Genomic DNA, 24,174 nt, shown 5'->3' on the forward strand with positions numbered 1-24,174 from the left:
CAGGGGTTGGCGTATAGGGAATAAGGTTTTAAAGTAGGTGGTCAAGTGAAAGGGCCAATGGAGGAATAGATGAAAAATTATAAGATCGGTATTCATTCGCTATCCGCCCGCCGCTATCCGCCCGCCGCTATTCAGTGGAGAAAATTATGCTTATAAAAAAAGGTATCGCGGCCAGCCTCGGCATAGTCATAGGCAAGGCGCACATCATTAAAGAGGAAAACATCCTCATAGAGCAGAAGGAGATCCCGCCTGAAAAAGTGAAAGCCGAGATAAAGCGTTTCAGGGAAGCCCTTGAAAAAACAAAATCCGACCTGGACGCCATCCGCACAAAAGTGCTTGCGGTGCTCGGCAAACAGCATGCGAAACTGATAGATTCCCATCACCTTATTTTAAGCGACCCGCTTATCACCAAGGAAGTACCGAAGCTTATAGCCGAAAAGGGAGTGAATGCGGAATTCGCACTGTCGGAAATACTTGACAGCGCCGAACAGGAATTTGAAAAAATAGAAGATGAATTTTTTCACGAGCGCAAACACGATATTTTTGACGTCGGCAAGAAAATCATTTCAAACCTGGTAAACAGCGAAAAGGTTTCCCTTAAAGACATCAAAGAGCCGGTTATCATAATCGCCCACAATCTCTATCCTTCCGATACCCTGCATATCAGGGAGTCAAATAAGGTGCTGGGCTTCTGCATGGATCTGGGCTCAAAGTCAAGCCACACGGCCATTTTCGCGCAGAGCATGGGAATACCGGCCGTGGTCGGGCTCTCGGATATCAGCCGCCAGATACAAAGCGGGGATCTGGTTATAGTTGACGGCGAGCAGGGCATGGTAATAATCTCGCCCACGGCTGAGATAATCGCCAAGTACAAGCTGCGCCAGGCGGAACTGCATAAGCAGGAGATCTTTTTCCACCGTCTGAAAGGCTTGCCCACCGTCACGCGCGACGGCCACAAGATAAGCCTGATGGTGAACCTGGATTCCTCCGCCGACGCCCAGGAGCTGGCCGCGGCAAAATCAGAGGGCGTGGGGCTTTTCAGAACGGAATTCCTTTACATGAACCGCAATGCCGTGCCCACGGAGGAGGAGCAGTTGAAGGCTTACTCGAATGTGGCGCGCGCGCTTGGGTCGCTGCCGCTCACCATAAGGACGGCCGACATAGGCGGAGACAGGGCCACCCAGCTTGGCATAAAAGGACTGAAGGACGAACGCAATCCTTTCATGGGTTTCCGGGGTATAAGGCTTTTTATCAAATACCCGGAATTATTAAAAACCCAGCTGCGGGCCATTTATAAGGCCAATGCCGACGCGACTATAAAGATAATGATCCCGATGGTCTCCTCCCTTGACGAGGTAACCACCGTGAAGAAAATGGCCCAGGAAGTGAAAACGGAGCTGTCTGAGGAGGGCTTTGCAATAAAAAAAGATCCCGAATTCGGCGTGATGGTGGAAATTCCGGCCGCCGCCATTATTCTGGACTCGCTCCTGGGCGAGATAGACTTTGTTTCCATAGGCACCAACGATCTGGTGCAGTACACACTGGCCGTGGACAGGATAAACCAGTATGTTTCCGAGCTTTACGAGCCTTTCCACCCCGCGGTGCTGCGGCTTATAAATCTTGTGGTGCAGACGGCGCATAAAAAAGGCAAGCCCGTAAGTGTTTGCGGCGAGATGGCCTCGGACCCTTACGCTATACCGTTGCTTGTCGGCCTTGGGGTGGACATCCTTTCGGTGCCTCTGAAAATGTATCTGCGCGCGAAATATTCCGTGCGCATAATGAATTTTGAGCGGTTTTCCGCCCTTGCCCAACAGGCGCTGGGTCTTCCCGCCTCGGAGCAGATAAGGAAAATGGTGGAGGACGAACTGAAGTAAGCGGGCAGTCTGAGAGTCGTAGCTTCAAAGAGTCAAGAATCCAAGATGCAAGATTGGAAAACTCTCAGACCCTCAGACTCTAAGACGCTAAGACGCTAAGACTTACGGCCATACAATGTCATGAACATCCGCAACTTCTCCATTATCGCCCACATTGACCACGGCAAATCAACGCTGGCCGACCGTTTTATAGAGATCACGAACACCATCCCGGAAAGGATGATGAAAGAGCAGTACCTGGACGGGATGGAGCTTGAACGCGAGCGCGGCATCACCATAAAAGCCAAGGCTGTCAGGATGCTCTACACTTCCGGGGTGGACGGCAAGGACTATATCCTTAACCTCATTGATACCCCGGGCCACGTGGACTTCTCCTATGAGGTTTCGCGCGCGATGGCGGCCTGCGAGGGGGCTATATTGCTCGTTGACGCTTCCCAGGGAGTAGAAGCGCAGACGCTTGCCCACGCGCATCTGGCGCAGTCGCTGGGGCTTACCATCATCCCCGTCATCAACAAAATAGACCTTGAACACTCAAACCCCGACGCCACCGAGGAACAGATCTGGGAAGTGCTTAAGAATCCGGCGGAATCATCGCGCATCAGCGCCAAGGACGGACGCGGAGCCCGCGAAGTGCTTGAGCGCGTAATCAGCGAGATCCCGGCGCCCCGCGGAACCGCCTCCAAGCCGCTTAAAGCGCTCGTCTTCGACTCATTCTATGATGTGTACAAGGGCGTCATTATTTTCACCAGGGTGGTGGACGGGGCCATTTCGGCCGGAAAGCATATCTCATTTTATTCGAACGGGGCAAGCTATAAGGTTGAGGAGGTAGGTTACCTCACGCCGAAGCTCGTGAAAGCCGGTTCCATCAAGACCGGCGAGGTGGGCTATATTATCGCCGGCATCCGCGACATCCATGAGATCAAGATGGGCGATACGATGTTTGAAAAAGAACACCCCATAGACAAGCCCCTCTCAGGCTACAAAGACGTCAACCCGGTGGTGTTTGCCGGTTTTTATCCGGTCAACACCACGGATTACACCGCGCTTAAAACCGCCATAGAGAAGCTCAACCTTACGGACTCCTCGTTCAATTTTCAGGGCGAGACTTCCAAGGCCCTCGGTTTCGGGTTCCGGCTCGGTTTCATGGGGCTTCTGCACCTGGACATCATCCGTGAGCGCATTGAGCGCGAGTTCAACATCCCCCTGATAGCCACCAATCCCAATGTCATCTATAAAGTGCTCGCAAAGACCCATTCCAACTCCAAAGAGAGCAAATATATTGAGGTTACAAATCCAGCGGATTTCCCGCATTACGGCGATGTCATGGACATAATGGAACCATATGTGCGCGCCAATATTATAGCCCCGCTGATCTATATGGAAGGCATAATGAATCTGCTCAAGGAAAAACGTGGCGAGCACATAAAGATAGAGTATATCACCGCCACGCGGGTCATAGTGGAGTATTACCTGCCTTTGAGCGAGATCATCATAGACTTTTACGACAAGCTCAAATCCGTTTCCAAGGGCTACGCCTCCTTTGACTACGAACCCTATGAGTACAGGTCATCGGATATGGTGAAAATTGAAATACTCCTTCACGCGGAAGTGGTGGACGCGCTGTCATTCATCGTGCACCGCTCCAAAGCGCTTCACAGCTCAAGGCTGCTTTGCGAGAAACTGAAGGAACTTATACCGAGGCATATGTTTGAAATAGCGGTGCAGGCCCAGGTGGGCGGCAAAATTATAGCCCGCGAAACCATCGGGGCCATGCGAAAGGATGTGCTTGCCAAGTGCTATGGGGGCGACATCACCCGCAAGCGAAAGCTGCTTGAAAAGCAGAAGGAAGGCAAGCGCAAAATGAAAACGCTGGGCTCTGTGGAAATACCGCAGGAAGCGTTCATGTCGCTGTTAAAGATAAGCCAGAACAAGTGAAAATCCGGGTTGCCGGCTTTTCACGCCGCAGGCCATAAGCCGTAAGCCATAGGCGTAAAGGCTGCCGGGCTGAAGGCCGGAGTCGGGAAATGAAACTCTTTTACGGGTGTTTGCGTATTCTGGAGTAAGCCGTAAGCAGAAAAGCTGCCATAGGCTTTAAGTCATACGCCATAAGTTTGTAAGGAATTCCTTAAAAGCTTATGGCCTAAAGCATACGGTTTATGGCGGGCGCGGCGCCCTTATGGCTTATGGCAAACGATTTTATTGTGCTGTGACTTCAATAGGAGAAAATTCATGGAAGAAAAACTTTTTTGGGTCGGTATTTTGGTGGGAATTCACTTTTTTTTAACCCAGCACTTCAGGGATACGAACAAATTCGTTGGGAAAGCGGCTTTCACGCGCCTTTGGCACGCCGTCTTTATGGCGCTGCTCGGTTTTGTGGGCGGGGCTCTGCTTTCCGTAAGCCTTGACAACCGCAGCGGCGAAGTGGTAGCGGCGGTGCTTTTCAGCGCGCGTCAGTTTGCCTGGGGGGTCGCGGCGGCTGTCGTACTTGGCTTTTACGCCTTTTTTAAAGGCGACAAAACCCGCTATCAGGGGAAAGGGTCAGGGAAACCGCAAAGCGGTGTTACCCCAGCCTCGGATAGCGCCAAAGGTGCGCGTGTCACAGCCGTTAAGAAGGGGTCAGAAAACGAAAATCTGCCTCCGGCCATAAAGGAAGACCTTGAGTGGTCCGAAACCGTGTTCTCGGCGGTATTGCTTGCCTCGGTGGTGATGTATTTGTTCGTGCAGGCTTTCAAGATCCCGTCCGGTTCCATGAGGACCACTTTTCTTGAAGGAGACCACCTTTTTGTCAACAAATTCGTTTACGGTTTTCGTGTTCCCTATACCCATAAAAAATTCCTCGCTCTGAAAAAAATAAAACGAGGCGACATTGTTATTTTCCAGTTCCCGTCTCGGGACCCCGATGAGTTCCAGTGCGGCGGCAGGCAATACGGCAAGGATTTTATAAAGCGCGTCATCGGTCTGCCGGGCGACAGGGTGGAGTTGAAAGACGGCAAAGTGTCTGTAAACGGCGTGCCCCTGAAAGAGGAGGCCTATGTGAAGTACCTTGATGATTTCCGCTATCCCGCCGACAAAAGTAAGGTTCCGCCGGGCGATTATCAGGTATACTGGGAAAAAAGGATGCTGGGCAAGATGTTCGCGGAGTATATAAAGGATAATTTCGGGCCCGTGATCGTGCCGCAGGGCCACTACATGATGATGGGTGACAACCGCGACCGTTCCTGCGATTCCCGCTACTGGGGGCCGGTGCCGGAATATCTCATAAAAGGCAAAGCAATGGTTATTTACTGGCCGCCCTCAAGAATGGGGTTCCCGGAATGAGTGGAAGAGATTACAGCGATAAAGAGTAGATGACGGTGCAGAAATTACGGCGATGGGGAAGAGATAAAGGTGATAGTTAAAGAATATTAGATTAACGAATTGTTGTTTCATCGTTGTAATCATGTTGTTTTATCGCTGTAATCTCTTAATTAAATGAAAATTTCCGAAAAACTGAAAGGACAGGAAAGGGTTTTCTCCTTTGAATTTTACCCGCCTAAAAAAGAGGAGGATATACCGCTTCTCAAAACCGCCGTTGCGGAACTCAAGTGTCTGGCTCCGGATTTCGTCTCCATCACCCAGTCGCCTTCGAGCCTGAGCGGGCCGAGTTACGCGAGCCTCTTAAACACATTGGTTCTCAGCGGCGTGCTCAAACACGAGTTTTCGCTTGAGGTAATGGCCCATCTGACCTGTATTACTTTGAAAGACAGGGAAACTCTGGACGAAGCCGTGAAAGTGATGAGATTGCTGGGGCTTGAAAATGTCCTGGCGCTGCGCGGCGATCGCTCCGGCGGGGGAGGGGAGCCTCTCCTGTTCTCAAGGGCTTGGGAACTCGCGGCCGAGCTTAAAGGCCGAGGAGTTTTTGATATAGCCGCAGCCTGTTATCCTGAAAAACACCCCGAAGCACCAAGCCTTGAGGCTGACATTGACAACCTTAAAAGAAAAATAGACTGCGGCGCGTCTTTTGCTATTACACAACTTTTTCTGGATAACGCCTCTTATTTCAGTTTCAGGGAAAAATGTGCGGCCAGAGGCGTTACCATACCCATAATACCCGGCATTATGCCGGTAACGGGGGTTTCGCAGCTTGCCAATTTTGCCGAAAGGATAAAGGTTAAGATCCCTGCCAGGCTTTCAGGGGCCCTTGCGAAGCTTTCTCCCGGCGGCACGGAGCCGGGGCCCGCCGCCAAGGCAGCCATAAGGGACTTCGGCGTAGCCTACGCAGCCGAGCAATGTATGGAACTGCTCAAAAACGGTGCTCCCGGTATTCACTTCTACACACTGAACCGCTCAAAAGCCACAGCGGCAGTGCTGAATCTGGTGAAAAAAGGGATAAGCCGGAAAGAATATTGAAGATTTTAGATTCAAGATCGGAAAACTCCCGGATTCCCGGACTTCTCCGTGTTCGCTTGTAACTTGCAACTTAGTATAATTTAACCAGTGTAATAGGAAAAAGCGAGGATAAAATGGCCTTGATACATACCTTGGAAGCCAGGACGCTGATAGAATTACAAAACAAAGACAGCGCCATTGACGCATTGCAAAAGCACCTTGACGCCGCGCCCGCGGAGATCAAGGCCCTTAATGACACTTTTGAGGAACGCAAAAAAGCCATGGATACGGCTAAGCAGGAGCTTGTAAACTTGCAGGTTGAAAAGAAAGAAAATGAATTAAAGATAGCCGAAAAAGACGAAGCGGTGCGCAAGCACCAGCGTGAACTTAACATGGTGAAAGAGAACAGCGCTTTCAAGGCGCTTTTGACTGAGATAGAAAACGATAAAAAAGAGAAAGATGATATTGAAACCGTCATTCTTGAATTGCTTGAAAAAGTAGATAAGGTCTCGGCTCAGGATAAGGCGCTGAAGGCGGAAGTTAAAAACCTTGAGGAGACCAAAAATACTCGCGTCAAACAGCTTGAAGCAGGTATCCTTTCCATGCGGGAGCAAATAGAAGCCGCAAAGATCGAGCGCGCCGCTTTCGCCTCACAAATAGGCGCGGAAGTTATGGAGCAATATGAATTTATCCGTTCGCAGAAACAAGGCCTTGCCATAGCAAAAGTTCACGAGGATCCGGCCGGAGGAAAGATCTCTTGCGGCGGTTGCAACATCTCCCTCACTCCGCAGAAAGCGGTGGATGTAAAAAGACGGGATGTGCTTGGAATTTGCGACAATTGCGGGCGTATGCTCTACCTTGAGAAAACGGTGTTTGGCTGAAAAAGGCAGGGGCTGGAGGTTAGGGGTCAGGGTAGAGGGTGAGGAAATAAGGAACTCCTTCCCTAAACCCCTATACGCTAGACTCTCGCCCCTTTAGATTCATGAAAGAGCCTAAACTGATCATTTACATTGACGGCGGTTCGCGCGGCAACCCGGGGCACGGCGCTTGCGCCGCCGCCATATTTGGCGCAGGAGGCCGGCTGTTGGCGGAAGAAGGCAAATATCTTGGCCGCTGCACTAATAATTTTGCGGAATATAACGGACTTTATCTGGCTCTTTACGCAGCCAGGCGCCTTGGAGCGCATAGCCTTGAGATTTTTTCAGATTCGGAACTGCTGGTCAAGCAGTTTGCCTGCGAGTATAAAATTAAAGATGCCGTTTTGCGGGGGCTGATGGAGGAAATTAAAAAAGCCGCGTCCCATTTCGGGAAACTTACTCTCTCCCATGTACCGAGAAGTAAAAACATCCACGCCGACACGCTGGTCAATGAAATACTGGATAACACGGCCCGCGCCGGCGTCGCGCTTAATAAGTCCGTCGCCATGGAAAACGCGAAAAAAATACGACAGCCGGAACTGTTTTAGCATAAGTGCTGCCTTATGCCGTAAGCCCTATGCCATAGGCTTTAAGGAGTTCCTTATAACTTACGGCTTCAAGCATATGGCTTATGGCAAATAGTCGTGTCTTAAATTTTCAGACTGCGGATGGAGGGCCGCTCTTCCCGTAAGGGAGGGGAGGAACTTCCGAACTTCACAGGGCAGGGTGCCGGCTCAAAGCCGTTAAGCGGCCATAAGCCGGGAGACCGGGGCTATATCCCCGGCCGACGGACAGCGCCACAGAGAACATACCGCCCGCAAGGGTAAGGGTGAAAAGGTGCGGTAAGAGCGCACCGCCCGCCGGACGACCGGCGGGGCAGGGCAAGCCCCTCCTGAAGCAAGGCCAAACATGCGCCTTGGATAGCCCGTCCGTCCGCCTAAGGCGGACAGCGCAGAGTGGGCCGCACAAGATAAATGGTCCTCCAGGCGCCGTAAGGCGCCGGACAGAATTCGGGGTATAGTCCGCAGTCTGAAAATTTCAGCGGGAAGCGACATCGGAATAATAGAGGCGTAGCAGTTTAGATGCATAACAATCTGAAGCTTAAGGGTTTGCCGCAATCTTCTACGCTTCTACGCCTCCGCGCATCTATGCATCCTCAAGGAGCAATTCATGGACTCAATGGGCGAAAAGATACCTGAGATAAAATATTCTTCCGACGCCGCCGAAGTTCCGTGGGAAGACGCCGTGGTATGGACCATAATGCCAAGGGTGGGCCCCCGGGTTTACGAGTGGATCGGGATGGCGCACATACGTTACGTGAGCTGGACAAACGGTATTATTTCAATAATGCCTGAAAATTCCTCCATGTTAAGCGGCACATGCCAATGCATCCTGCTGCCCTCCGCGTTTGTCTGGATAGGAAAGCACGTGAAAGTGGCATAAACCGAGGTCGTTGCGCCTTGTAAAAATATCCGCCCCCGACCCGGGCGGATATTTTTTACCCTGCGGTTATTATGGCCTTGAGTTTGGATACGCAAGATGCCCAGCCCGGATTCTGACGGCGGATCTGTCTGAGGGGGGCGGGTCCTCCGGCGCGGGTGTAAGAGTGAACAGCACCGTATGCGTTCCGGTGACTTCTACGCTGTACGGGTGGTAGGTGATCATCTGGGCCAGTTCGAGTTTTGCCCCTTCAAGGCAGACCTCGAAAACTTCGGTCATCCCGGGAGGCAGCTGCCGCGGGCGCGCCAGCAGGCTTACGGAACGGGTCCAGGTCCGGCCGGGGCTGTGAAAGCAGTGTTCGATGATAAGCCCGGTATCACCTGACGGCACCGGGGTGCAGATCTCGGTGAATTCCTGCGTGGTAAGAGAGGCTTTTATGGATTCCACCGGGCCTTCGGCTGGGCCCAGTTCCAGCCTGGCGCAGTCCCGGCTGAAGTATTTGTGCCCGTTGTGCGGCGTTGCGGGTGGCGCCGGGATAGCTATCTCCCGTGCTGTCTCCATGAAAGACTTAAGGCCGGACCCGTTATCTTCAGCCGCGGCCGCCGCGGGCAGCATAACCGCTGTCAGCATTAACACACATGTTCTTGTACCCATTTGTTTTCTCCTTTTCTCCGCCGGGAAAAACAAAAACGGGAAAGACCGGGGCTTAAAGCCTCATGTCTCTCCCGTGGGTACACCCCGTTAAGGCGGGGTCGCGTTTCACCCCGGGACCGATTTCCCGGGTTACACAGAGTTTCTGTTTACAGCCAACAGAGAACTGAAGTTATTTTAACTCTTTGATCTTTGAATATCAAGCCCCAGTCAGTCCTCTTCGCCGTCCGAACCGAAGATGTCGCAGGCCAGGTCCGGCGTGAAAGGATCTTGCAAAATTTCATCAAAAAGTCCCCGCTTTTTTATTCTAACGGTAGCGCCCTACTTTTGCCGATTTTTTTAGATATCCGGAAGCTTCAGATGAGGAAAGAACTTGTGATAAAGGGCCTTGTGTTTCCCGCTGAACTAAGGATATAATTGACGGCAGATGACGCGCATTATAAAATCCAGGGGATTTGTTTTTCTGGGCCTTGCCGCCGGTTTTTTGGCGCTTTATCGTTTTACCGCCTCCTGGTTGTTCAGTTATGACGGGGTAACGCACGCTTTAAGCGTAGAATACGGCCCCACTGCGTTTCTCTTCCATCCCAACCACCTGCTGCACGGAGTGTTCGGCAGGCTTGTTTTTAACGTGGCCGGTTATTTCGGCCATTTCCGCGCTATTTTCCTGCTCCAGAAGATAAACGCCCTCGTGGCGGCGGCGGCGCTTGGTGTTTATGGATATTTTTTGTCAAAACGGTTCGATATGAAAACCGCGTGCCTTGCGGTTTTCGCTCTGGGCACTTCATACGCTTTTTGGAGCCAGGCCGTGGACCCCGGCGCTTACGCCTGGGTGGCTTTGTTTACCAGCCTTTTAATGGTTCCGCTGCTCGCTACGGAGACGGGCAGTCCCGCCGCCTGGGGCGCGCTGCATGGGGCCGCTATCTTATTTCACCAGATGTTCGTCCTGGCGGTTCCGGCAATGTTATGGCGAATGCCTAAGGGACAACGGAAACGATTTCTTGCGGCGCTTTTTTTAACCGCCGGCGTGCCTTACGCGGTTATAGCGCTGGCATTTCACGGTCATTCCCTGAATTCCGCCATATTCTGGCTGTTCGCTCCCGCCGGCCCGCGCCCGAACAGCGGAATTTTTACCAATTCCTGGTGGAGCACCGATCTGCCGGACAACGCGCTGAGAACCGCAGAAAGCCTGCGGCAGATGTGGATCGCCCCTTCGTCCGGGCTGAAGGGCCCGTTTTCGCGGCTGCTGGACGCGGCCCTGTGGGCGGCGGTCCTATCTACTGCGTTCAGGAAGTGGCGCCTTCGCACCGGGATGGACCGTGTTGTTATAGAGCGCCTGTTTATCTGGGCATTCGTTTTTTACGCTTTCCAGTTCTTCTGGCTTTCCGGAGAACCGCGTTTCAGGATTTTCACCGCGCCTGTGCTGCTCTTGGCGCTTTTGGAATCCGGCCTTCCGGGGCGCTCCACAGCGCGCCTGACTGCCGCAGCTGCATTATTCCTTGCCATCGCGGCAATAAATTTTAAGCCGCTGCTTTTTCAATCGGTTCCCGATAACAATCCAAACATGGTCCGGCTGCACTGGGCCAGACAAACGCTCAACGCCGAAGACTTTCTGCTCTATTACGGCGGAGGAGAGCGTTCCGTCACCAATGTTTATATGGTCTATTTCGCGGGAGATCGCAACGCCCGCTCCATGCAAGGCTACGTATTCGATCATCTGCACGGGGATTTTAAAAATCTGGACGGCTGGATAGAGCAGGCGCGGCGCGCCGGGGGAAAAATCTGGATGGAGGAATCTCTTTACTCCGCCGAAACGCAGGCCGGCCTCTCCGCGGCGGCGGAAATGCCGCCGAAAAAAATGGCCGACTGGATGGCGAAGTGGAAGCCGGTCCAAAAACTGGAAGGACCCTCGGGTTTTAATATACTGCAAGTCCGTCAGGCGGAAACGCTGCGCAAATAGAACCCGCCCCGCTCTTTTGGCGCATAGCTTCAGTCGGCAGGCGTAGCATGGCGCCATAGAGCTTTGCCTTGCGGCCAAAAGGCGGGGCCAGCCCCGGCACAAATACTATAATTTAACTTTAAATACTGTAACAGGAAGGTGCCGATGACAAAGAGACTCTTTTTCAGGTTTACGCGCGGAGCGGCGGCAGCTTTGGCGTTTTCGCTGTGTTCCTGCTCATTGCAACCTGCCCGTACCTTTTTTTCCACAGACACCGGTTACCGCGGCGACGCCGCGTCCGATGACCACGCCGTCCTGGGCCTCAAGCCGGTCTTTATCGACCACCTGGGGCGCCACGGATCCAGGTACTTTACTTCCGACAAACGCCTTAAGAAAATGCTGAACACCCTTGAATACGCCGAGTCGCGGAAAGCGTTGAACGCGCGGGGGCTTGAGCTCAAGAACGCCATCCTGGATTTCATCAGAATAAGCGACTTTGAAAACATCACCCCGCTTGCGGCGGTGCAGCAAACGGGGATAGCGGACAGGATGTACGAGAATAACAGGGAACTGTTCGGCAATCCCGGATCCGCGAAAAAGATACATACGCTGGCGACGTTCAAGAGAAGGACGCAGGACACAAGGGATGCCTTGGTGGCGGAGCTGGCGTCCCGGACCGGGACCGACCCGAAGAAAGATTTCATCAACGAGGTCAGCAGCGCCTGCCAGCCGCTGAGGTTCTTCGACTGTGACCAAAAATACCAGGATTACAAAAAGGCCCGGGCCTGGCTGGCCCTCCCCGCCTTTAAGGGGCTGGAACGCAAGACAGTGGCGATATCCCGCGAGGTCCTGGAACAGTTCCTGACCGGGGATTTCGTCGACCGGCTGGACGGTAAGGACGCCGGAGCCGCCGGCCCGGAAGACGGGGGGAATACCTTCGGTTCCGCCGTTGAGATGGCGTCATGCCTGTACGAGATCACTGTGATGGAAAAGAACCTGGAAAAGGACATCTTCGGTTTCCGGAAATTATTCAGCGACCGGCAGTTGGAATGGTTCGAGTACCTCGCTGACTACAACGATTTTTACGAGAAAGGCCCCGGGGTCCCGGGCGACACAATAACTTTTGCCATGGCCAAAGAGCTGCTGCGGGATTTCTTGGCGACCACGCAACGCGCTATCGACGACCCGGCCGGTTCCCCGGCGGCCGAATTGAGGTTCGCCCATGCGGAAACTTTAATACCGTTCGCCGCTCTGCTGAAACTGGAAGGCGCATCGGAACAAAAGGCGGAATATCCTTTCATGCCGGTACGCTGGAAAGGCGCGGACGTATCCCCCATGTCGGCCAACATACAGTGGATACTCTACAGGCGGAAAGCCGGGAGCGGATACAGGCTGAAAATACTGCTGAACGAAAGGCCGGTAAAAATAGTCGCTTCTCTTCCCTCCGACGGTTTCTACTACGACTGGGAAACGGCCAGGAAATTCTACGAGAATCTGCTGGTTTCGCTGCCGTAAATCCTGCGAAAGTCCCTGCGCCTTTTTAAAACCTCCGGCTGCGGGCATACCCGGCGCCTGGCGTGCAAAAATTTATAAAAAAACTGTCACTTTTGGGCCGTCTGAGGCATATCGTGCTTTGGTAAATGACCCCTTCCCCGCTGCTTAAGGAACTCGGCATGGCGGTTTCCGCCCTTTCCCAACAGCTGAGGGGACACCGCATAGCGGTTTCCCCTCCTAATGCAAGTCTCGCACTTTGGCCCTTTTTAGGGAAAAAGAGCGGGGCAAGTATTGTGTTCTAACGATAGTGCCATGCTTTTGCGAATTTTTCATGTGTTAGGAAGCTTCAAATGAGGAAAGAACTTGCGATAACGGGCCTGTGTTTTATACGGAATTGTGCCGGATCGTTCGTGAGGGAGAACAGGCCGGATTTTTATTTGTATAATAAAATTAAGATTTTTGTGAAGATTATACGGAGGAACTTCAATGGCTAAATTCAAGGTCAATTCGGAGGTGGTAAAGAAGAACGCGGCGCTGTGCAAAAAACGCAAGATCGTCATTCCCACTTTCGCCCAGATGAAAGACCCCGCCCGCATCCCCGACAAAATAAAACAAACCCTCAAACCCGTCGGCCTCTGGGACATAGATCCCGTCAACCTCTTCCGCATAACCTGGAAGAACGACACCAAGACCGGCCTCTTCGGCGGCGTAAACTACCTTGAAATCCCCAAAGAAATAACCGGCATAAAAGCCCGCGTTATTGGCCTGGTTGGGAAATATTTTCCCACCGGCGCCCACAAAGTAGGCGCGGCTTTCGGCTGCCTGGCGCCCCGTCTTGTCACCGGCGAATTCAACGCCGTTGACCAGAAAGCAGTGTGGCCCTCAACCGGCAACTACTGCCGCGGCGGCGCCTTCGATTCAGCCCTGCTTGGCACAACAGCCGTGGCCATACTGCCGGAAGGCATGTCCAAAGAGCGCTTTACCTGGCTTAAATCCATAGGCGCGGAAGTTATAGCGACGCCTGGCACCGAATCCAATGTAAAAGAAATATATGACAAATGCTGGGAAATAAAGAAGACCCGCAAAGACTGCGTTGTTTTCAACCAGTTCGAGGAATTCGGCAATCCCACCTGGCATTACCATGTAACCGGCTCGGCGCTGGAAGAGGCTTTCAACGCCATAAAAGGCCCGAAGAGCCGCCTGGCAGCTTTCACCTCGGCCACAGGCTCCGCCGGCACCATAGGAGCGGGCGACTACCTCAAAAAGAAATTTCCCGGCATGACCATTACCGCCTCCGAAGCCCTGCAGTGCCCCACAATACTTCAGAACGGCTTTGGCGAGCACCGGATAGAAGGCATAGGCGACAAGCATATCCCCTGGGTGCATAATGTGCGCAATACCGATGTGGTAACCGCCATAGACGACGAGGCCTGCATGCGCCTGGTCCGGCTTTTCAACGACCCCGAGGGAAAAAAGGTCTTGGCGCAGTACGGCGTGAAAAAAGAAGTGCTGGAAAAACTTAACCTGCTGGGTATTTCGGGCGTGTCCAATATGCTGAGCGCCATCAAAACCGCCAAGTATTACGAACTCGGACCGGACGACGTGGTGCTTACTGTGTTCACGGATTCCATGGAGCTTTACGGCTCCCGCCTGAAGGAACTGGAGGCGGAACACGGCAAGTACACCCGCGAAAACGCCCTGGTTGACTTTGAACGCCACCTGCTTGGCGCTTCCACCGATTATATGAAGGAGCTCACCTACACCGATCGCAAGGCCGTGCATAACCTTAAATACTTTACCTGGGTTGAACAGCAGGGCCGCACTTCGGACGAACTGCGCCGTCTGTGGGACCCCGCTTTCTGGGACGAGACCTTCGCAAAGGTGGGTGAGTATGACAGGCTGATAGAAGAATTTAATAAAGAAGTGGGGCTATAACTGCCATAGGCCGTAAGCCATACGCCATATGTTTTAAAGGAATTCCTTAAAAGCTTATGGCCTAAGGCAGATGGCTTAAGGCGCGGCTGGAACAGCCGCAGCCTATAGCAAAGGCTGTACCATAAACGCATGTCCACCAAAGGCTTGATTAATATTGAATGTCCGCATTGTGGGGAGCGCTTTGACGCTGATTTCTGGACCGTTGTCAGGGGCGACATTGACGCGGAAGTAAAAGACCTGATCATAAGCGGGGAATTCGACCTGCTGGCATGCCCCAAGTGCGCCACCGTGTTTTCCCACGAAGAGCCGTTTTTGTATCTTGACCCGCGTTTTGAACTGCTGGTTTTCGTGATGCCTGAAAACTATCTTCCGGAAAAAGAAAAATGGCTGGCTAAAATGAAGGAAGACTACGCGGCGCTTGGTTCCGCCGGCCTCGGCGGGTTTTTGGCGGGTATCAAGCCGGAATATTTTTTCGGGGTTGGGGAGTTGTGCGCCAAACTTGCCCGTGACCGTGATATGGAAGAAGAAAGCGAAGTTCTTGCCTGCCTCGCCGGGGAAAATAATTTTAAAACGGTCAAGGTTAAAGCCGGCGAAGCCAGGCTCAGGGACCTGCCGTTTTGCCTGCCATATTCGGGGCCGGGCCCTCTTAGAGGAGGGGCGCTTTCAGCCGTAAAAAAACTGCTCTCCGTGAACGACGCCTTACCCCGCCTGAAAAACCTCCTCAATGAGCTGGAGGCCCTTAGTGCGGAAGAAATACCTTTTATTTAAAAAATTAAATGAAAATAGAGCCTTTGAACGATTTAACTCTCCTGCGTGAAACGGGGGAGGCGGCGCGGCGCCTCGGCTTTGAGCTTTACGCCGTGGGCGGTTGCGCGCGCGACTGGCTGTTGGGTTTTAAAAGCGCGGACATAGATTTTCTTTGCGGCGCGGATCCGAAGGATCTGGTATCAGAGCTTGCCGCGAGGTGGCAGGCCCCGCGCTTTGGCCCTTTCGGAAAAAGTGCGGGGCAGGCAGGTGGCGGGGTCACACGCTTCGAACGGTTTTTAACCACCAGACTGTTTTTAGCCGACGGCAGGCGGTTTGATTTCGCGGTTTTCAGGAAAGAGTCCTACGCTAAACCGGCGTCCCTGCCCGTGGTGTCGCCTGCGGCTTCGGCCTCTGAAGACTTAATACGGCGCGATTTTACCTGTAATGCGCTCGCGGTTTCGCTGTTCCCTGTCTCATTCGGCGAGCTTCTTGACCCCTGCGGAGGTTTTAATGACATTCAGCAGGGGGTGTTAAGGGTTTTGCATGAGCGGAGTTTTTTAGATGACCCGACCCGCCTTTACCGTGCGGCGCGCTTCGCGGGCCGTTTTGGCTGGAAGCTTGAAACAAAAACCTGCCGGCTGGCCGTTGAGGCCGTAAATGCCGGTTTGCCGGCCCTGCTCTCGCGCGAGCGCCTGCGCAACGAGCTTCTGAAACTGCTTTCCGAGAAAAATCCGCTGCCGGCCTTTGAACTCTTAAAAGAGCTGGACGCGCTTAAGTTTTTCCACGAAAAATTTGTTTTCAGCCCTGAGGTTTCGGCGGTTTCGGGGTTGGCCGCGCGGCTCTCCGTTTTGGCCCGGTTGATGGGCAGTGCCGGGGGGGATTTTATAAAAAGTCTGAAGCTCACAAGAGCCATGGTCAGGGAAATAAGAGAAGGATGAAGCAATAAGCCGGAAGCGGGAATATCGAAAAGCAGGCAATGGTCAGTTGCCGGGAAAAAAGAAGCCGGATTTCCTCTGTCAAGCCTGCGCGAGCCGCAAACGCCCCACGGTTATCCTGAAAAATGCGGTTGGCCGGACTTTCTCATGTGAAAGCCGGCAATTTTTTTTTATTCCTTTGTATATAGCAGGTGCGTCGGGAGGCCGGCGGATTATTCGGTTATGCGGACTGCTTTTTTTCCGGACGTATTTTCGGGTTTCTGGCGTATTTTTGCAGCTTGGCGGTTATTTTAGCGGCTCTTTGAACACCTTTTATTATCATGGCTATCTCGGGTTTTATCGGGTTTTTTGTGTCTAGATCCTCGTCTATAAGGGTGGCGTAGCCATTTATAGCCGCCAGCGCGTTATTGAAATCATGGGCTATGGGCCTGGTTTCCCGGCTTACCGCCTCGCGGGCCCTGGTAAGCGCAAGTTCAGACTCCATTTTTTTAATTTTTGTAATATCGCGGACTACGCCCAATACGCCGGTTATTTCGCCATGTGCGTTGCGCAGGGGCGTTTTTATCCCATTGAGGTAATACTTGCCGGAGGGCATTGTTATTTCCTTATTATAAACAAGGGTTTTTCCGGTGCGAAACACTTCAGCGTCCTCTTTAAACACTTTGTCCGCTATGTCGGGGGGGAAAATATCGGCGTCGGTTTTACCCGGCATTTCCTCAGGCGTTAAGAGAAAAATATCGGCGCAGGCCTTGTTCGCCGTAATATACACTCCGTCAATATCCTTTATGAAAATGATGTCTTTTGCGGTGTCAAATATTCTGCGCATCAGCTCTTCATTTTCCTTTAAGATGTTTTCCAGCCGCCTGCGCTCGGTGATGTCGCGGCACAACGACACTATCCTCAGAGACTCGCCCGCGCCTTCCACGGTCGCGTTGACCTCCACCGTCGTTATACGTCCGTCTGGGCCGGAGTAGTCTAGCAGCAGGTTGCGGGCGCATCCGCTCCGTGCGCATTCGGCGACCGCTTCCGCGTTCTTTTCCCGCTCGTAAGGCGCTGTCCACTCCAGCACGCTTTTGCCGAGGATCTCGCTGAGCTGGCGGCGTCCCGTAAGGCGGACGTATTCCTGATTCGCGTCCACTACCCTGCCTTCGCGGTCAAGGATCAGGAACCCCGTGTCGGTCGTCTCCACGATGGAGCGATACTTGTTTTCGCTGGCTCTCAGCGCCTCTTCCATGTGCTTGCGCCTGGTAATATCCCTGTCTATGCCTCTGTAACCGGTAAGCTCGCCCTTTTCGTTTAAAATCGGATTTCCGTTCGTTTCCACTACTATCAGGCGGCCGTCCTTGTGGCGGTTGATATTTTCCAGGTTCCGGAACGGCGCTTTCCGGATGAGATAGCTTTTGAAAACAGCGCCCACCCGCTTTGCCTCTTCAGGCGGCATAAGATCGAACGGTTTTTTACCGATCAACTCGGAGGCTTCGTAACCGAGAAGTTCTTTTATCCTGGGGCTGGCGTAAGTATAGACGCCGTTTGCGTCCACTTCCCATATCCAGTCGGGAGTGGTTTCCGTCAGGTCCCTGAACTTTTGCTCGGACAGCTTTAAGGCGTTCTCTATACGCCGGCGTTCGGTTATGTCTTCAAATATGCCCTGGATCACTTTCCTTCCGCCGACCCTTGTTACAGCGGCATTTATCAGCACGGGGACAGGGGTTCCGTCTTTCCTGACAATTACCGCCTCGGAAAAGTTTACTGCCCCGTGTTTAACATGATCTTGAAAATGCTTTTTATAATGTTTCGCTTCGTCCGGCGGATGCAGTTTAAGCCGGTCCATGCCTATAAGTTCTCTTTTCGTTCTGCCAAACAGGCGTTCGGCCTGTCTGTTCGCGTCCAGCAGCGTTCCGGTGCCGGCATCCGCGAGCAGGATAGCGGCATTCGCGTTTTCAAAAAGCGTTCTGTATTTTTCCTCGTTTTCCTTTATCCGGTTTTCCAGGCGTATGTGTTCGGTGACATCTCTTGCAACGCAGGAGATCATGAACGGTTTGCCGTTTTTTATTATTACGCCGCTTTTCTGTTCCACGTAAAAATAAGAACCGTCCTTTTTCTTTATCCTGTAAGGGAGGATGGGGAGGGTATGGCCGGTCTTCAGAGCGTTGGCAAGAGCCCGTTTGAGTAAATCTCTGTCGTCAGGATGCGCGAATTCCAGCACATGGCGGCCCGTTATTTCGTCCGGTGAGTAGCCGTATTTTCCGGCCTGCCGGCTCATATAGGTTACAATCCCTGCAGTATTTACTGTGTAGATTATGTCCCTGGAGGAATCTATTATGGCGCTCTGTTTCTCCGCGCTTTCCTTGAATTTGTCTTCGGCGAATTTGCGTTGTATTATTATGGCGTAAACACGGGAGAGCTTGTTTACCGCGGCAAGGTCGGAAGCCGTGTAGTCGCGTCCGCTGTTGGCAAGGGCTATCATTCCGGTCAGCTTTTTGTTGAAAACAGCCGGCGCGGCCAGAAATTTTTCTATTTTTATGTGCCCTTTCGGCACGCCGCTTGAACGCGGGTCGGCGGGGGCGTTATTGGTAAGGATAGGCCTTTTATGCTGAAGCACCCAGCCCCATAATCCGTTGAATTTTTTAAAGATAATGGATTTGTTCTTAACGCGGCATTTCTTCCAGATATCGCGCGTCAGGGTGGTGGAAACCATCCACCCGGTAGCGGGGTCTATGTACGCGGCAAAACCGTATCGGCTGCCGGTAATAAGCTTGGCTTCTTTCAGCACTTTGTCCGATAGAGCTTCTATGGAAAGGGTGGCGGAGGAAAGATAGGCGTTTTCTATTGCCGTGACCGCTTTGTTCAGCGTTTTTGTTGCAACAATATCGCTGTGCCAACGCGCAAGGCGGTCCCCTTGAGCAACAGCGATACCAAGCGGTTTTTTTACCCTGCGTTTTGCACGGTCTGTTTTCATTTTGCCCGGACCTGACCCGTAACCATTATATAAAAAAATATAGCGCTGTCTATCCTGAATTCTTCAGTCGAAGAATTACCCTTCGCAGTGCTCAGGGGCCGCTTCGCGGCGGATACGCCCTCGGTCGTCCGATGGCCATAGGCCTTTATACGGCACCTACGCAGGTATTGCACTTTTTTGTTCACCTGCTTCACTATGGAAACTGGCTTAAATTGCAGGATTCGGGCTATATCTTTCACCGCCAGCGGGGTGAAAAGTATGAAGTATGAAGCGGGAGGGTGGAAAATCTTTAACTTGTGACCTGCAACCTGTGACCTGTCACCTGCCCCTTTGGGGCTTACTCAAACTTATACCCGTGTCCGGCAACCGCCTTTATGCGTTTGCCGAACAGGCCGAGTTTTTTGCGCAGGTTGGAAATGTGAACTTCCACTGTGTGCGGGTCGTTATAATCGGCAAGGTCGTGTCCCCAGACCGTTTCCAGCAGGACGTTAAAAGTAAGAACCTTGCATTCTTTCGAAACAAGTGAAACCAGAATGTCAAACTCTTTGGAGGTCAGCTTTAAAGCCCTGCCTTTGAGCTTAGCCGAACGTCCTTCAATGTCTATTTCAAGCCCGGCTTTTTTTATTTTTGCCGCTTTGACGGGATTTTTTCTAACCCTGCGCAAAAGAGCCTTTGCCTTGGCCAGCAGCACCTGGTAAGAAAAAGGCTTGGTAACATAGTCATCGGCCCCAAGGCCGTAGCCCGAGACCTGGTCCAGGTCCGAGATCTTTTTGCCCGACATTATAATTACAGGAATGTTGGCCAGAGCCTGCGAGTCTTTGATCTTTTTGCAGAGGGCGAACCCGTCCATGAGCGGCATTTCAACATCTGTGATCACAAGGTCCGGCCTTTTTGCGAGAGCGGTCTTAAATCCCTCCGCTCCGTTTTTGGCGGTGAGTACGGCAAAACCGCGTCCGCCCAGATAGCGGACAAGTATTTCCGACAGTTCCTTGTCGTCATCAACAATTAGAGCGGTTTTTTGGGGAGTCGTTTCTTTCATGGTCAGATTATATTATTTTAGGGGCTGCTGAAAAAGTCAGCAGCCCCTTGATTGTTGTGATACTGGAACGATTACGGAGATAATCCCGCCACCCGCTTCCCCCGCTCTTTTGGTTCGGAGGCTATCGTTTATGAACATAATTCCGATAATAACCCGTTGCTTTGCCCCAAAAGGGCGGGGCCTTCGGCAAGTAAGCAGGTGATGGGTTGGAGGGCGCTTTCGGTCCCGAACCGCGGGGCGGGATAAGACTCTGACGAAAATCGCTGTAATCTCTCTTTTATCGCTGCGATCTCCCCCCAAAAAAATCGCCCCGCCGGAAATTGTCATGTTGAGCAGTCTGTTGTCTTACTCGAAGTTCAGTCTGATGTTTATCCGGCGGGGCTAAAATAGACCAGCGCTGCAGAAGCTAAGCATACGGTCGTTAAAGACCTTTTGCTTTGGGGGTTTGGGTTAGGGGGGCGCTTCGTACAGCGCTGGAGATCTTTTAAATTTTAAAGAGCGATGCTTCTTACTTCTTTCATCCTGCATATAAAGTATAACACACAGCGTTCAAGAATCGCTCAAGTCCGGCTCAAATTATGCTCAAGCGATAGGGATTCCTTTTTTGGACATGCTATGTAAGCGGCTGCAGCGTTAACCCGAATTCTTCAGTTGAGGAATTAGGGTTAATTGCCGTTTGCTATTCGCTATTCGCTTCACTATAATATTACTTTCCTTAAGGATGCGGCGCTAAAGATGACTTCAATACAGTATTTAAAAGGCGTAGGCCCGAAAAGGGCGGAACTTTTGGGCAAGCTCGGCCTGGAAACCGTGGAGGACCTGCTTTTTTATTTTCCACGCAAGTGGGAAGACCGTCGCCTTGACGCGAAACCCGAAAACCTGCCTTTCATCGAAAAAGTTTCCGTGCTGAAGGGGCGCATAGCCTCGGTAAAGGACCTTTACACTTCTGGCCGTCTGCGTATTTTTAAAACCGTGCTGGATACGGGGTTGTTTAAAGCGGAAGTCACCTGGTTTAAGCGCCACAACCCCCGTTTTGATGTGTTCGGCCCCCTGCGCAAGGACCTTAAAGAGGGCGCGGAAGTATGGGTGGTGGGGGAACCGGAGGATCCGCTTTTTAAAACTCGCCTGCGGGGCGAAGAATATTATCTGGACGGAGACGCGGCCGCCAAACTTAATCACATCGCGCGCCTGGTGCCGGTTTACCCGCTCACGGCCGGCCTTTCCTCAAAGTTCATGCGCGAAATTTCAAGGAAAGCTCTGCAGGAACGCGCCTGTGCGGCTGGGGACTTCATGCCGGCGGGACTGCTTGCTAAAAGGGGCCTGCTTGACAGGATTTCCGCGCTCCGGGCGCTTCATTTCCCTGAAAACGGCTTTCAGCTTACGGCCGCCCGCAAGCGGTTTATTTATGAGGAGCTTTTTTTGATGGCGTTGGCTTGGGCGCTGAAGCGCCGCCAGACCCTGAGCGTGCTTAAAGGATTCAGCTACGAAATTAAAAAACACCTGCTTACGCCTTTTAAGGAGCGCCTGGGCTTTGAGTTCACCTTTGACCAGAAGCGGGCCATAAACTCCATTTTCGCCGATATGCGCGCGCCAAGCCCCATGGCCCGCCTGCTTGAAGGAGATGTGGGCTCCGGTAAAACCGTTGTGGCTTTAAGCGCGCTTCTGCTGGCGGTCGAGAACGGCGGGCAGGGGGTGTTTTTGGCGCCCACGGAAATTCTGGCGGAGCAGCATTACCTTACTTTTTATAAATTCCTTAACGGGCTTAAGGTTAATTTCGCCCTTCTCACCTCAAGCGTGAGGCCGAAGGAAAAACAAAAAATAATCGAGCGGCTGGCCGCCGGGGAAATCGATATTCTGATCGGCACCCACGCGGCGCTTGAGGAGGGCGTGAAATTCAAGAACCTGCGCCTCACGGTGATAGACGAACAGCACCGTTTCGGCGTACGCCAGCGCGCGGCCCTGCGCCTGAAAGGCGACAAAGCCGATATGCTGGTCATGACGGCGACCCCCATACCGCGCACTTTGTTTTTGGCGCTTTACGGAGATCTGGACCTGTCGGTTTTAAGGGAAATGCCGCCGGGCAGACAGCCGGTCAAGACCGAGCTTGCCGACGAGGCAGGAGCTTTTGAGGCGGTTCGGGAGGAGTTGTTGAAAGGCCGTCAGGCCTACATTGTCTATCCCGTTATCGAGGAGGACGGCGCGCGGGGACTTAAGTCGGTAAAAGAGCAGTTTATCCGGTTGAAAGGAGTTTTTGAAAATTCATGCGTGGACATGCTGCACGGCCGCATGCCGGGCGAGCTGAAAAAAAAGGTGATGGATGATTTTGTTTCCGGTAAAAGTTCGGTGCTGGTAGCTACCCAGGTGATCGAAGTGGGCATTGATGTGCCCAATGCCACGGTGATGGTTATAAACAACGCCGAGAATTACGGTCTGGCGAGCCTGCACCAGCTGCGCGGAAGGGTGGGCAGGGGCAAACACGGCGGGAAATGCCTTTTGGTCACGGGGCAGGCCGTTACGGAAGAAGGGGGCTTGCGCCTGGACGCGCTGCGGTTTTCCGCGAGCGGTTTTGAGCTGAGCGAAAAGGATATTTATATGCGCGGCGCGGGCGACATAATGGGTTTGCGCCAGCACGGAGACATGGATTTTAGAATAGCGGACCTTTCAAGGGATTCAGGTCTGCTTGAGGCCGCTATCGCGGACAGAGAGGAGCTTTTACGCGCCGACCCGAACCTGCGCGCGCCGCAAAACGCGGGGCTCAGGCGCAAATTGATAGAGCTCTACGGCAAAAAGTGGGATCTGATAGATCTTTCGTAAGCCTTCAGCCTTAAAATTTCAGCAAATCAGTGGTTTTGAGAGTCGTTAAATATTCGATCAAACGCCTGTGTCTTTCAAAACCCGATTTTTTTGTTTTTTGATAAATATAAAAATAATCCTCCAGAAGTTTGAGCTGCGGAAAAACGTTTATCAGCATTTTGGCCCTTAATTCCTTCAAAACGCAGTATTTGGGAACAAAACCTATCCCGAGCGACTCTATGGACGCGTTTATTATCCCGCGGATATGAGTAAGCTCCGTGATATGTTTAAATTCAGGTTTTTCATTCCCGGGCAGCGCGTTTAAAAAATTCCCCCACCAGGCCCCGGCTTTATCGAACGAAAGAACATTGCAGGAGGACAGATCAAGCGGGGTCCTGATCTTATTTTCCCTGATAAACTCCTTTGACGCTATTACGGCGTATTCTTCCCTGAAAAGCGGTTTTTTTTCTATGCCGTCCGCTTTGTGGTCCCTGCAGTCGATGATGATATCGACCTCATCGTCCAACAGCGGTTTTAATAAGCCGTTCTTAAACCTGAAATCAATGTGAATGTCCGGATTCTTATTTATGAACCCCTTTAGATATTTCACCAAAAGCGTGGTCCCGAATTCCACCGTGGAGCCAAGATGGATGGTCCCTATATCCTTGTTTTTGCTTTTAGCCAGCAATTCCTCGGTTTTTTCCAGCTCATAAAAGATGGTTTCGCACGTTTTGTAAAGGATCCTTCCGGTTTCCGTCAGGGAAAATTTATTCCCGGTTTTATGGAACAGCTCATCGCCGGCGCTCCGCTCAAGTTTCCTGACGGAGTGGCTGACCGCGGACTGCGTGACATACAACCTGCGTGCCGCCTCGGTGAAATTAAGCGTTTGCGCGACGGTAAAAAATGTTCTCAACTGATACAGGTCCAGGCTCATGGCCGCCCTCCGATTGCTCCCTGTGGATATCCGGCATTATTACTTTAACTCATATCAACTATGAACACTATGAATTATAATAATAAATCCTGATTTTATACCATTAAAATAATGCCGGCCCGGTCGGGCTGGTCTTTAAGCCGGTCGTTTGC

The 24,174-nt window shown here is 52.3% G+C and carries 17 protein-coding genes and 1 other RNA gene; 14 read left to right on the forward strand and 4 right to left on the reverse strand.

Going from position 1 to position 24,174, the window contains the following annotated elements; translation table 11 throughout:
* Nucleotides 1-146 precede the first annotated feature (146 nt).
* The 8 genes from ptsP (at nt 147) to NTX59_03920 (ending at nt 8,602) form a co-directional block, all read left to right on the forward strand.
* Complete coding sequence (ptsP, locus tag NTX59_03885; protein ID MCX5784807.1) at nt 147-1,874, forward strand: phosphoenolpyruvate--protein phosphotransferase; 1,728 nt, start codon at nt 147-149, stop codon at nt 1,872-1,874.
* Nucleotides 1,875-1,994: 120 nt separating this feature from the next.
* A complete protein-coding gene (gene lepA / locus NTX59_03890) occupies nt 1,995-3,809 on the forward strand; it encodes a translation elongation factor 4 (protein ID MCX5784808.1) in 1,815 nt (604 codons plus the stop codon).
* A gap of 294 nt (nt 3,810-4,103) precedes the next feature.
* Nucleotides 4,104-5,192 (forward strand): signal peptidase I, encoded by a 1,089-nt coding sequence (gene lepB / locus NTX59_03895; protein MCX5784809.1) that lies wholly within the window; start codon nt 4,104-4,106, stop codon nt 5,190-5,192.
* Nucleotides 5,193-5,345: 153 nt separating this feature from the next.
* A complete protein-coding gene (locus tag NTX59_03900; GenBank protein ID MCX5784810.1) occupies nt 5,346-6,263 on the forward strand; it encodes a methylenetetrahydrofolate reductase in 918 nt (305 codons plus the stop codon).
* Nucleotides 6,264-6,382: 119 nt separating this feature from the next.
* The gene (locus NTX59_03905) at nt 6,383-7,123 is read left to right on the forward strand and encodes a C4-type zinc ribbon domain-containing protein (protein MCX5784811.1); all 741 of its coding nucleotides are present in this window, start codon (nt 6,383-6,385) and stop codon (nt 7,121-7,123) included.
* 101 nt (nt 7,124-7,224) lie between these two features.
* On the forward strand, nt 7,225-7,707 hold the full coding sequence (locus tag NTX59_03910; GenBank protein ID MCX5784812.1) for a ribonuclease HI family protein: 483 nt from the start codon (nt 7,225-7,227) through the stop codon (nt 7,705-7,707).
* A 112-nt stretch (nt 7,708-7,819) separates the two neighbouring features.
* Nucleotides 7,820-8,193, forward strand: an RNA gene (gene rnpB, locus NTX59_03915) — RNase P RNA component class A.
* 145 nt (nt 8,194-8,338) lie between these two features.
* Nucleotides 8,339-8,602, forward strand: coding sequence for a hypothetical protein (locus NTX59_03920; GenBank protein MCX5784813.1), 264 nt, complete (start codon nt 8,339-8,341; stop codon nt 8,600-8,602).
* A gap of 69 nt (nt 8,603-8,671) precedes the next feature.
* On the opposite strand, the gene NTX59_03925 is transcribed toward NTX59_03920, so the two are convergent.
* Entirely contained in the window at nt 8,672-9,253 is a 582-nt protein-coding gene (locus tag NTX59_03925; GenBank protein ID MCX5784814.1) for a hypothetical protein, read from the reverse strand.
* 424 nt (nt 9,254-9,677) lie between these two features.
* Here NTX59_03925 and NTX59_03930 point away from each other — a divergent pair, with 424 nt between their 5' ends.
* From NTX59_03930 to NTX59_03950, 5 genes are all read left to right on the forward strand, one after another.
* The gene (locus tag NTX59_03930; GenBank protein ID MCX5784815.1) at nt 9,678-11,207 is read left to right on the forward strand and encodes a hypothetical protein; all 1,530 of its coding nucleotides are present in this window, start codon (nt 9,678-9,680) and stop codon (nt 11,205-11,207) included.
* Between the two features lie 144 nt (nt 11,208-11,351).
* The gene (locus tag NTX59_03935; protein ID MCX5784816.1) at nt 11,352-12,701 is read left to right on the forward strand and encodes a hypothetical protein; all 1,350 of its coding nucleotides are present in this window, start codon (nt 11,352-11,354) and stop codon (nt 12,699-12,701) included.
* A 465-nt stretch (nt 12,702-13,166) separates the two neighbouring features.
* Entirely contained in the window at nt 13,167-14,615 is a 1,449-nt protein-coding gene (locus NTX59_03940) for a pyridoxal-phosphate dependent enzyme (protein ID MCX5784817.1), read from the forward strand.
* A 129-nt stretch (nt 14,616-14,744) separates the two neighbouring features.
* Complete coding sequence (locus tag NTX59_03945) at nt 14,745-15,383, forward strand: CpXC domain-containing protein (protein ID MCX5784818.1); 639 nt, start codon at nt 14,745-14,747, stop codon at nt 15,381-15,383.
* 8 nt (nt 15,384-15,391) lie between these two features.
* Nucleotides 15,392-16,300 (forward strand): hypothetical protein, encoded by a 909-nt coding sequence (locus NTX59_03950; protein ID MCX5784819.1) that lies wholly within the window; start codon nt 15,392-15,394, stop codon nt 16,298-16,300.
* A 217-nt stretch (nt 16,301-16,517) separates the two neighbouring features.
* Here the strand turns inward: NTX59_03950 and NTX59_03955 are convergent, their stop codons facing one another.
* Together NTX59_03955 and NTX59_03960 are read right to left on the reverse strand one after the other, a co-directional pair.
* Nucleotides 16,518-19,256, reverse strand: a complete 2,739-nt coding sequence (locus NTX59_03955; GenBank protein MCX5784820.1) for a PAS domain S-box protein — start codon at nt 19,254-19,256, stop codon at nt 16,518-16,520.
* 337 nt (nt 19,257-19,593) lie between these two features.
* A complete protein-coding gene (locus NTX59_03960) occupies nt 19,594-20,295 on the reverse strand; it encodes a response regulator transcription factor (protein MCX5784821.1) in 702 nt (233 codons plus the stop codon).
* Between the two features lie 735 nt (nt 20,296-21,030).
* Between NTX59_03960 and recG the strand changes: the two genes are divergently transcribed.
* Entirely contained in the window at nt 21,031-23,109 is a 2,079-nt protein-coding gene (gene recG, locus NTX59_03965; protein ID MCX5784822.1) for an ATP-dependent DNA helicase RecG, read from the forward strand.
* Between the two features lie 10 nt (nt 23,110-23,119).
* On the opposite strand, the gene NTX59_03970 is transcribed toward recG, so the two are convergent.
* Nucleotides 23,120-24,022: a LysR family transcriptional regulator gene (locus tag NTX59_03970; GenBank protein ID MCX5784823.1), complete on the reverse strand. Its 903-nt coding sequence runs from the start codon at nt 24,020-24,022 to the stop codon at nt 23,120-23,122.
* Nucleotides 24,023-24,174 lie beyond the last annotated feature (152 nt).

Source organism: Elusimicrobiota bacterium, from assembly GCA_026388155.1.
GTDB lineage: Bacteria > Elusimicrobiota > Elusimicrobia > Elusimicrobiales > UBA9959 > UBA9634.

Bases quoted from the DNA above. Each gene is read 5' to 3' on its own strand.
- ptsP (MCX5784807.1), top strand. From the start codon at position 147: ATGCTTATAAAAAAAGGTATCGCGGCCAGCCTCGGCATAGTCATAGGC.
- lepA (MCX5784808.1), top strand. From the start codon at position 1,995: ATGAACATCCGCAACTTCTCCATTATCGCCCACATTGACCACGGCAAA.
- lepB (MCX5784809.1), top strand. From the start codon at position 4,104: ATGGAAGAAAAACTTTTTTGGGTCGGTATTTTGGTGGGAATTCACTTT.
- NTX59_03900 (MCX5784810.1), top strand. From the start codon at position 5,346: ATGAAAATTTCCGAAAAACTGAAAGGACAGGAAAGGGTTTTCTCCTTT.
- NTX59_03910 (MCX5784812.1), top strand. From the start codon at position 7,225: ATGAAAGAGCCTAAACTGATCATTTACATTGACGGCGGTTCGCGCGGC.
- NTX59_03920 (MCX5784813.1), top strand. From the start codon at position 8,339: ATGGGCGAAAAGATACCTGAGATAAAATATTCTTCCGACGCCGCCGAA.
- NTX59_03925 (MCX5784814.1), bottom strand. From the start codon at position 9,253: ATGGGTACAAGAACATGTGTGTTAATGCTGACAGCGGTTATGCTGCCC.
- NTX59_03930 (MCX5784815.1), top strand. From the start codon at position 9,678: ATGACGCGCATTATAAAATCCAGGGGATTTGTTTTTCTGGGCCTTGCC.
- NTX59_03935 (MCX5784816.1), top strand. From the start codon at position 11,352: ATGACAAAGAGACTCTTTTTCAGGTTTACGCGCGGAGCGGCGGCAGCT.
- NTX59_03940 (MCX5784817.1), top strand. From the start codon at position 13,167: ATGGCTAAATTCAAGGTCAATTCGGAGGTGGTAAAGAAGAACGCGGCG.
- NTX59_03945 (MCX5784818.1), top strand. From the start codon at position 14,745: ATGTCCACCAAAGGCTTGATTAATATTGAATGTCCGCATTGTGGGGAG.
- NTX59_03950 (MCX5784819.1), top strand. From the start codon at position 15,392: ATGAAAATAGAGCCTTTGAACGATTTAACTCTCCTGCGTGAAACGGGG.
- NTX59_03955 (MCX5784820.1), bottom strand. From the start codon at position 19,256: ATGAAAACAGACCGTGCAAAACGCAGGGTAAAAAAACCGCTTGGTATC.
- NTX59_03960 (MCX5784821.1), bottom strand. From the start codon at position 20,295: ATGAAAGAAACGACTCCCCAAAAAACCGCTCTAATTGTTGATGACGAC.
- recG (MCX5784822.1), top strand. From the start codon at position 21,031: ATGACTTCAATACAGTATTTAAAAGGCGTAGGCCCGAAAAGGGCGGAA.
- NTX59_03970 (MCX5784823.1), bottom strand. From the start codon at position 24,022: ATGAGCCTGGACCTGTATCAGTTGAGAACATTTTTTACCGTCGCGCAA.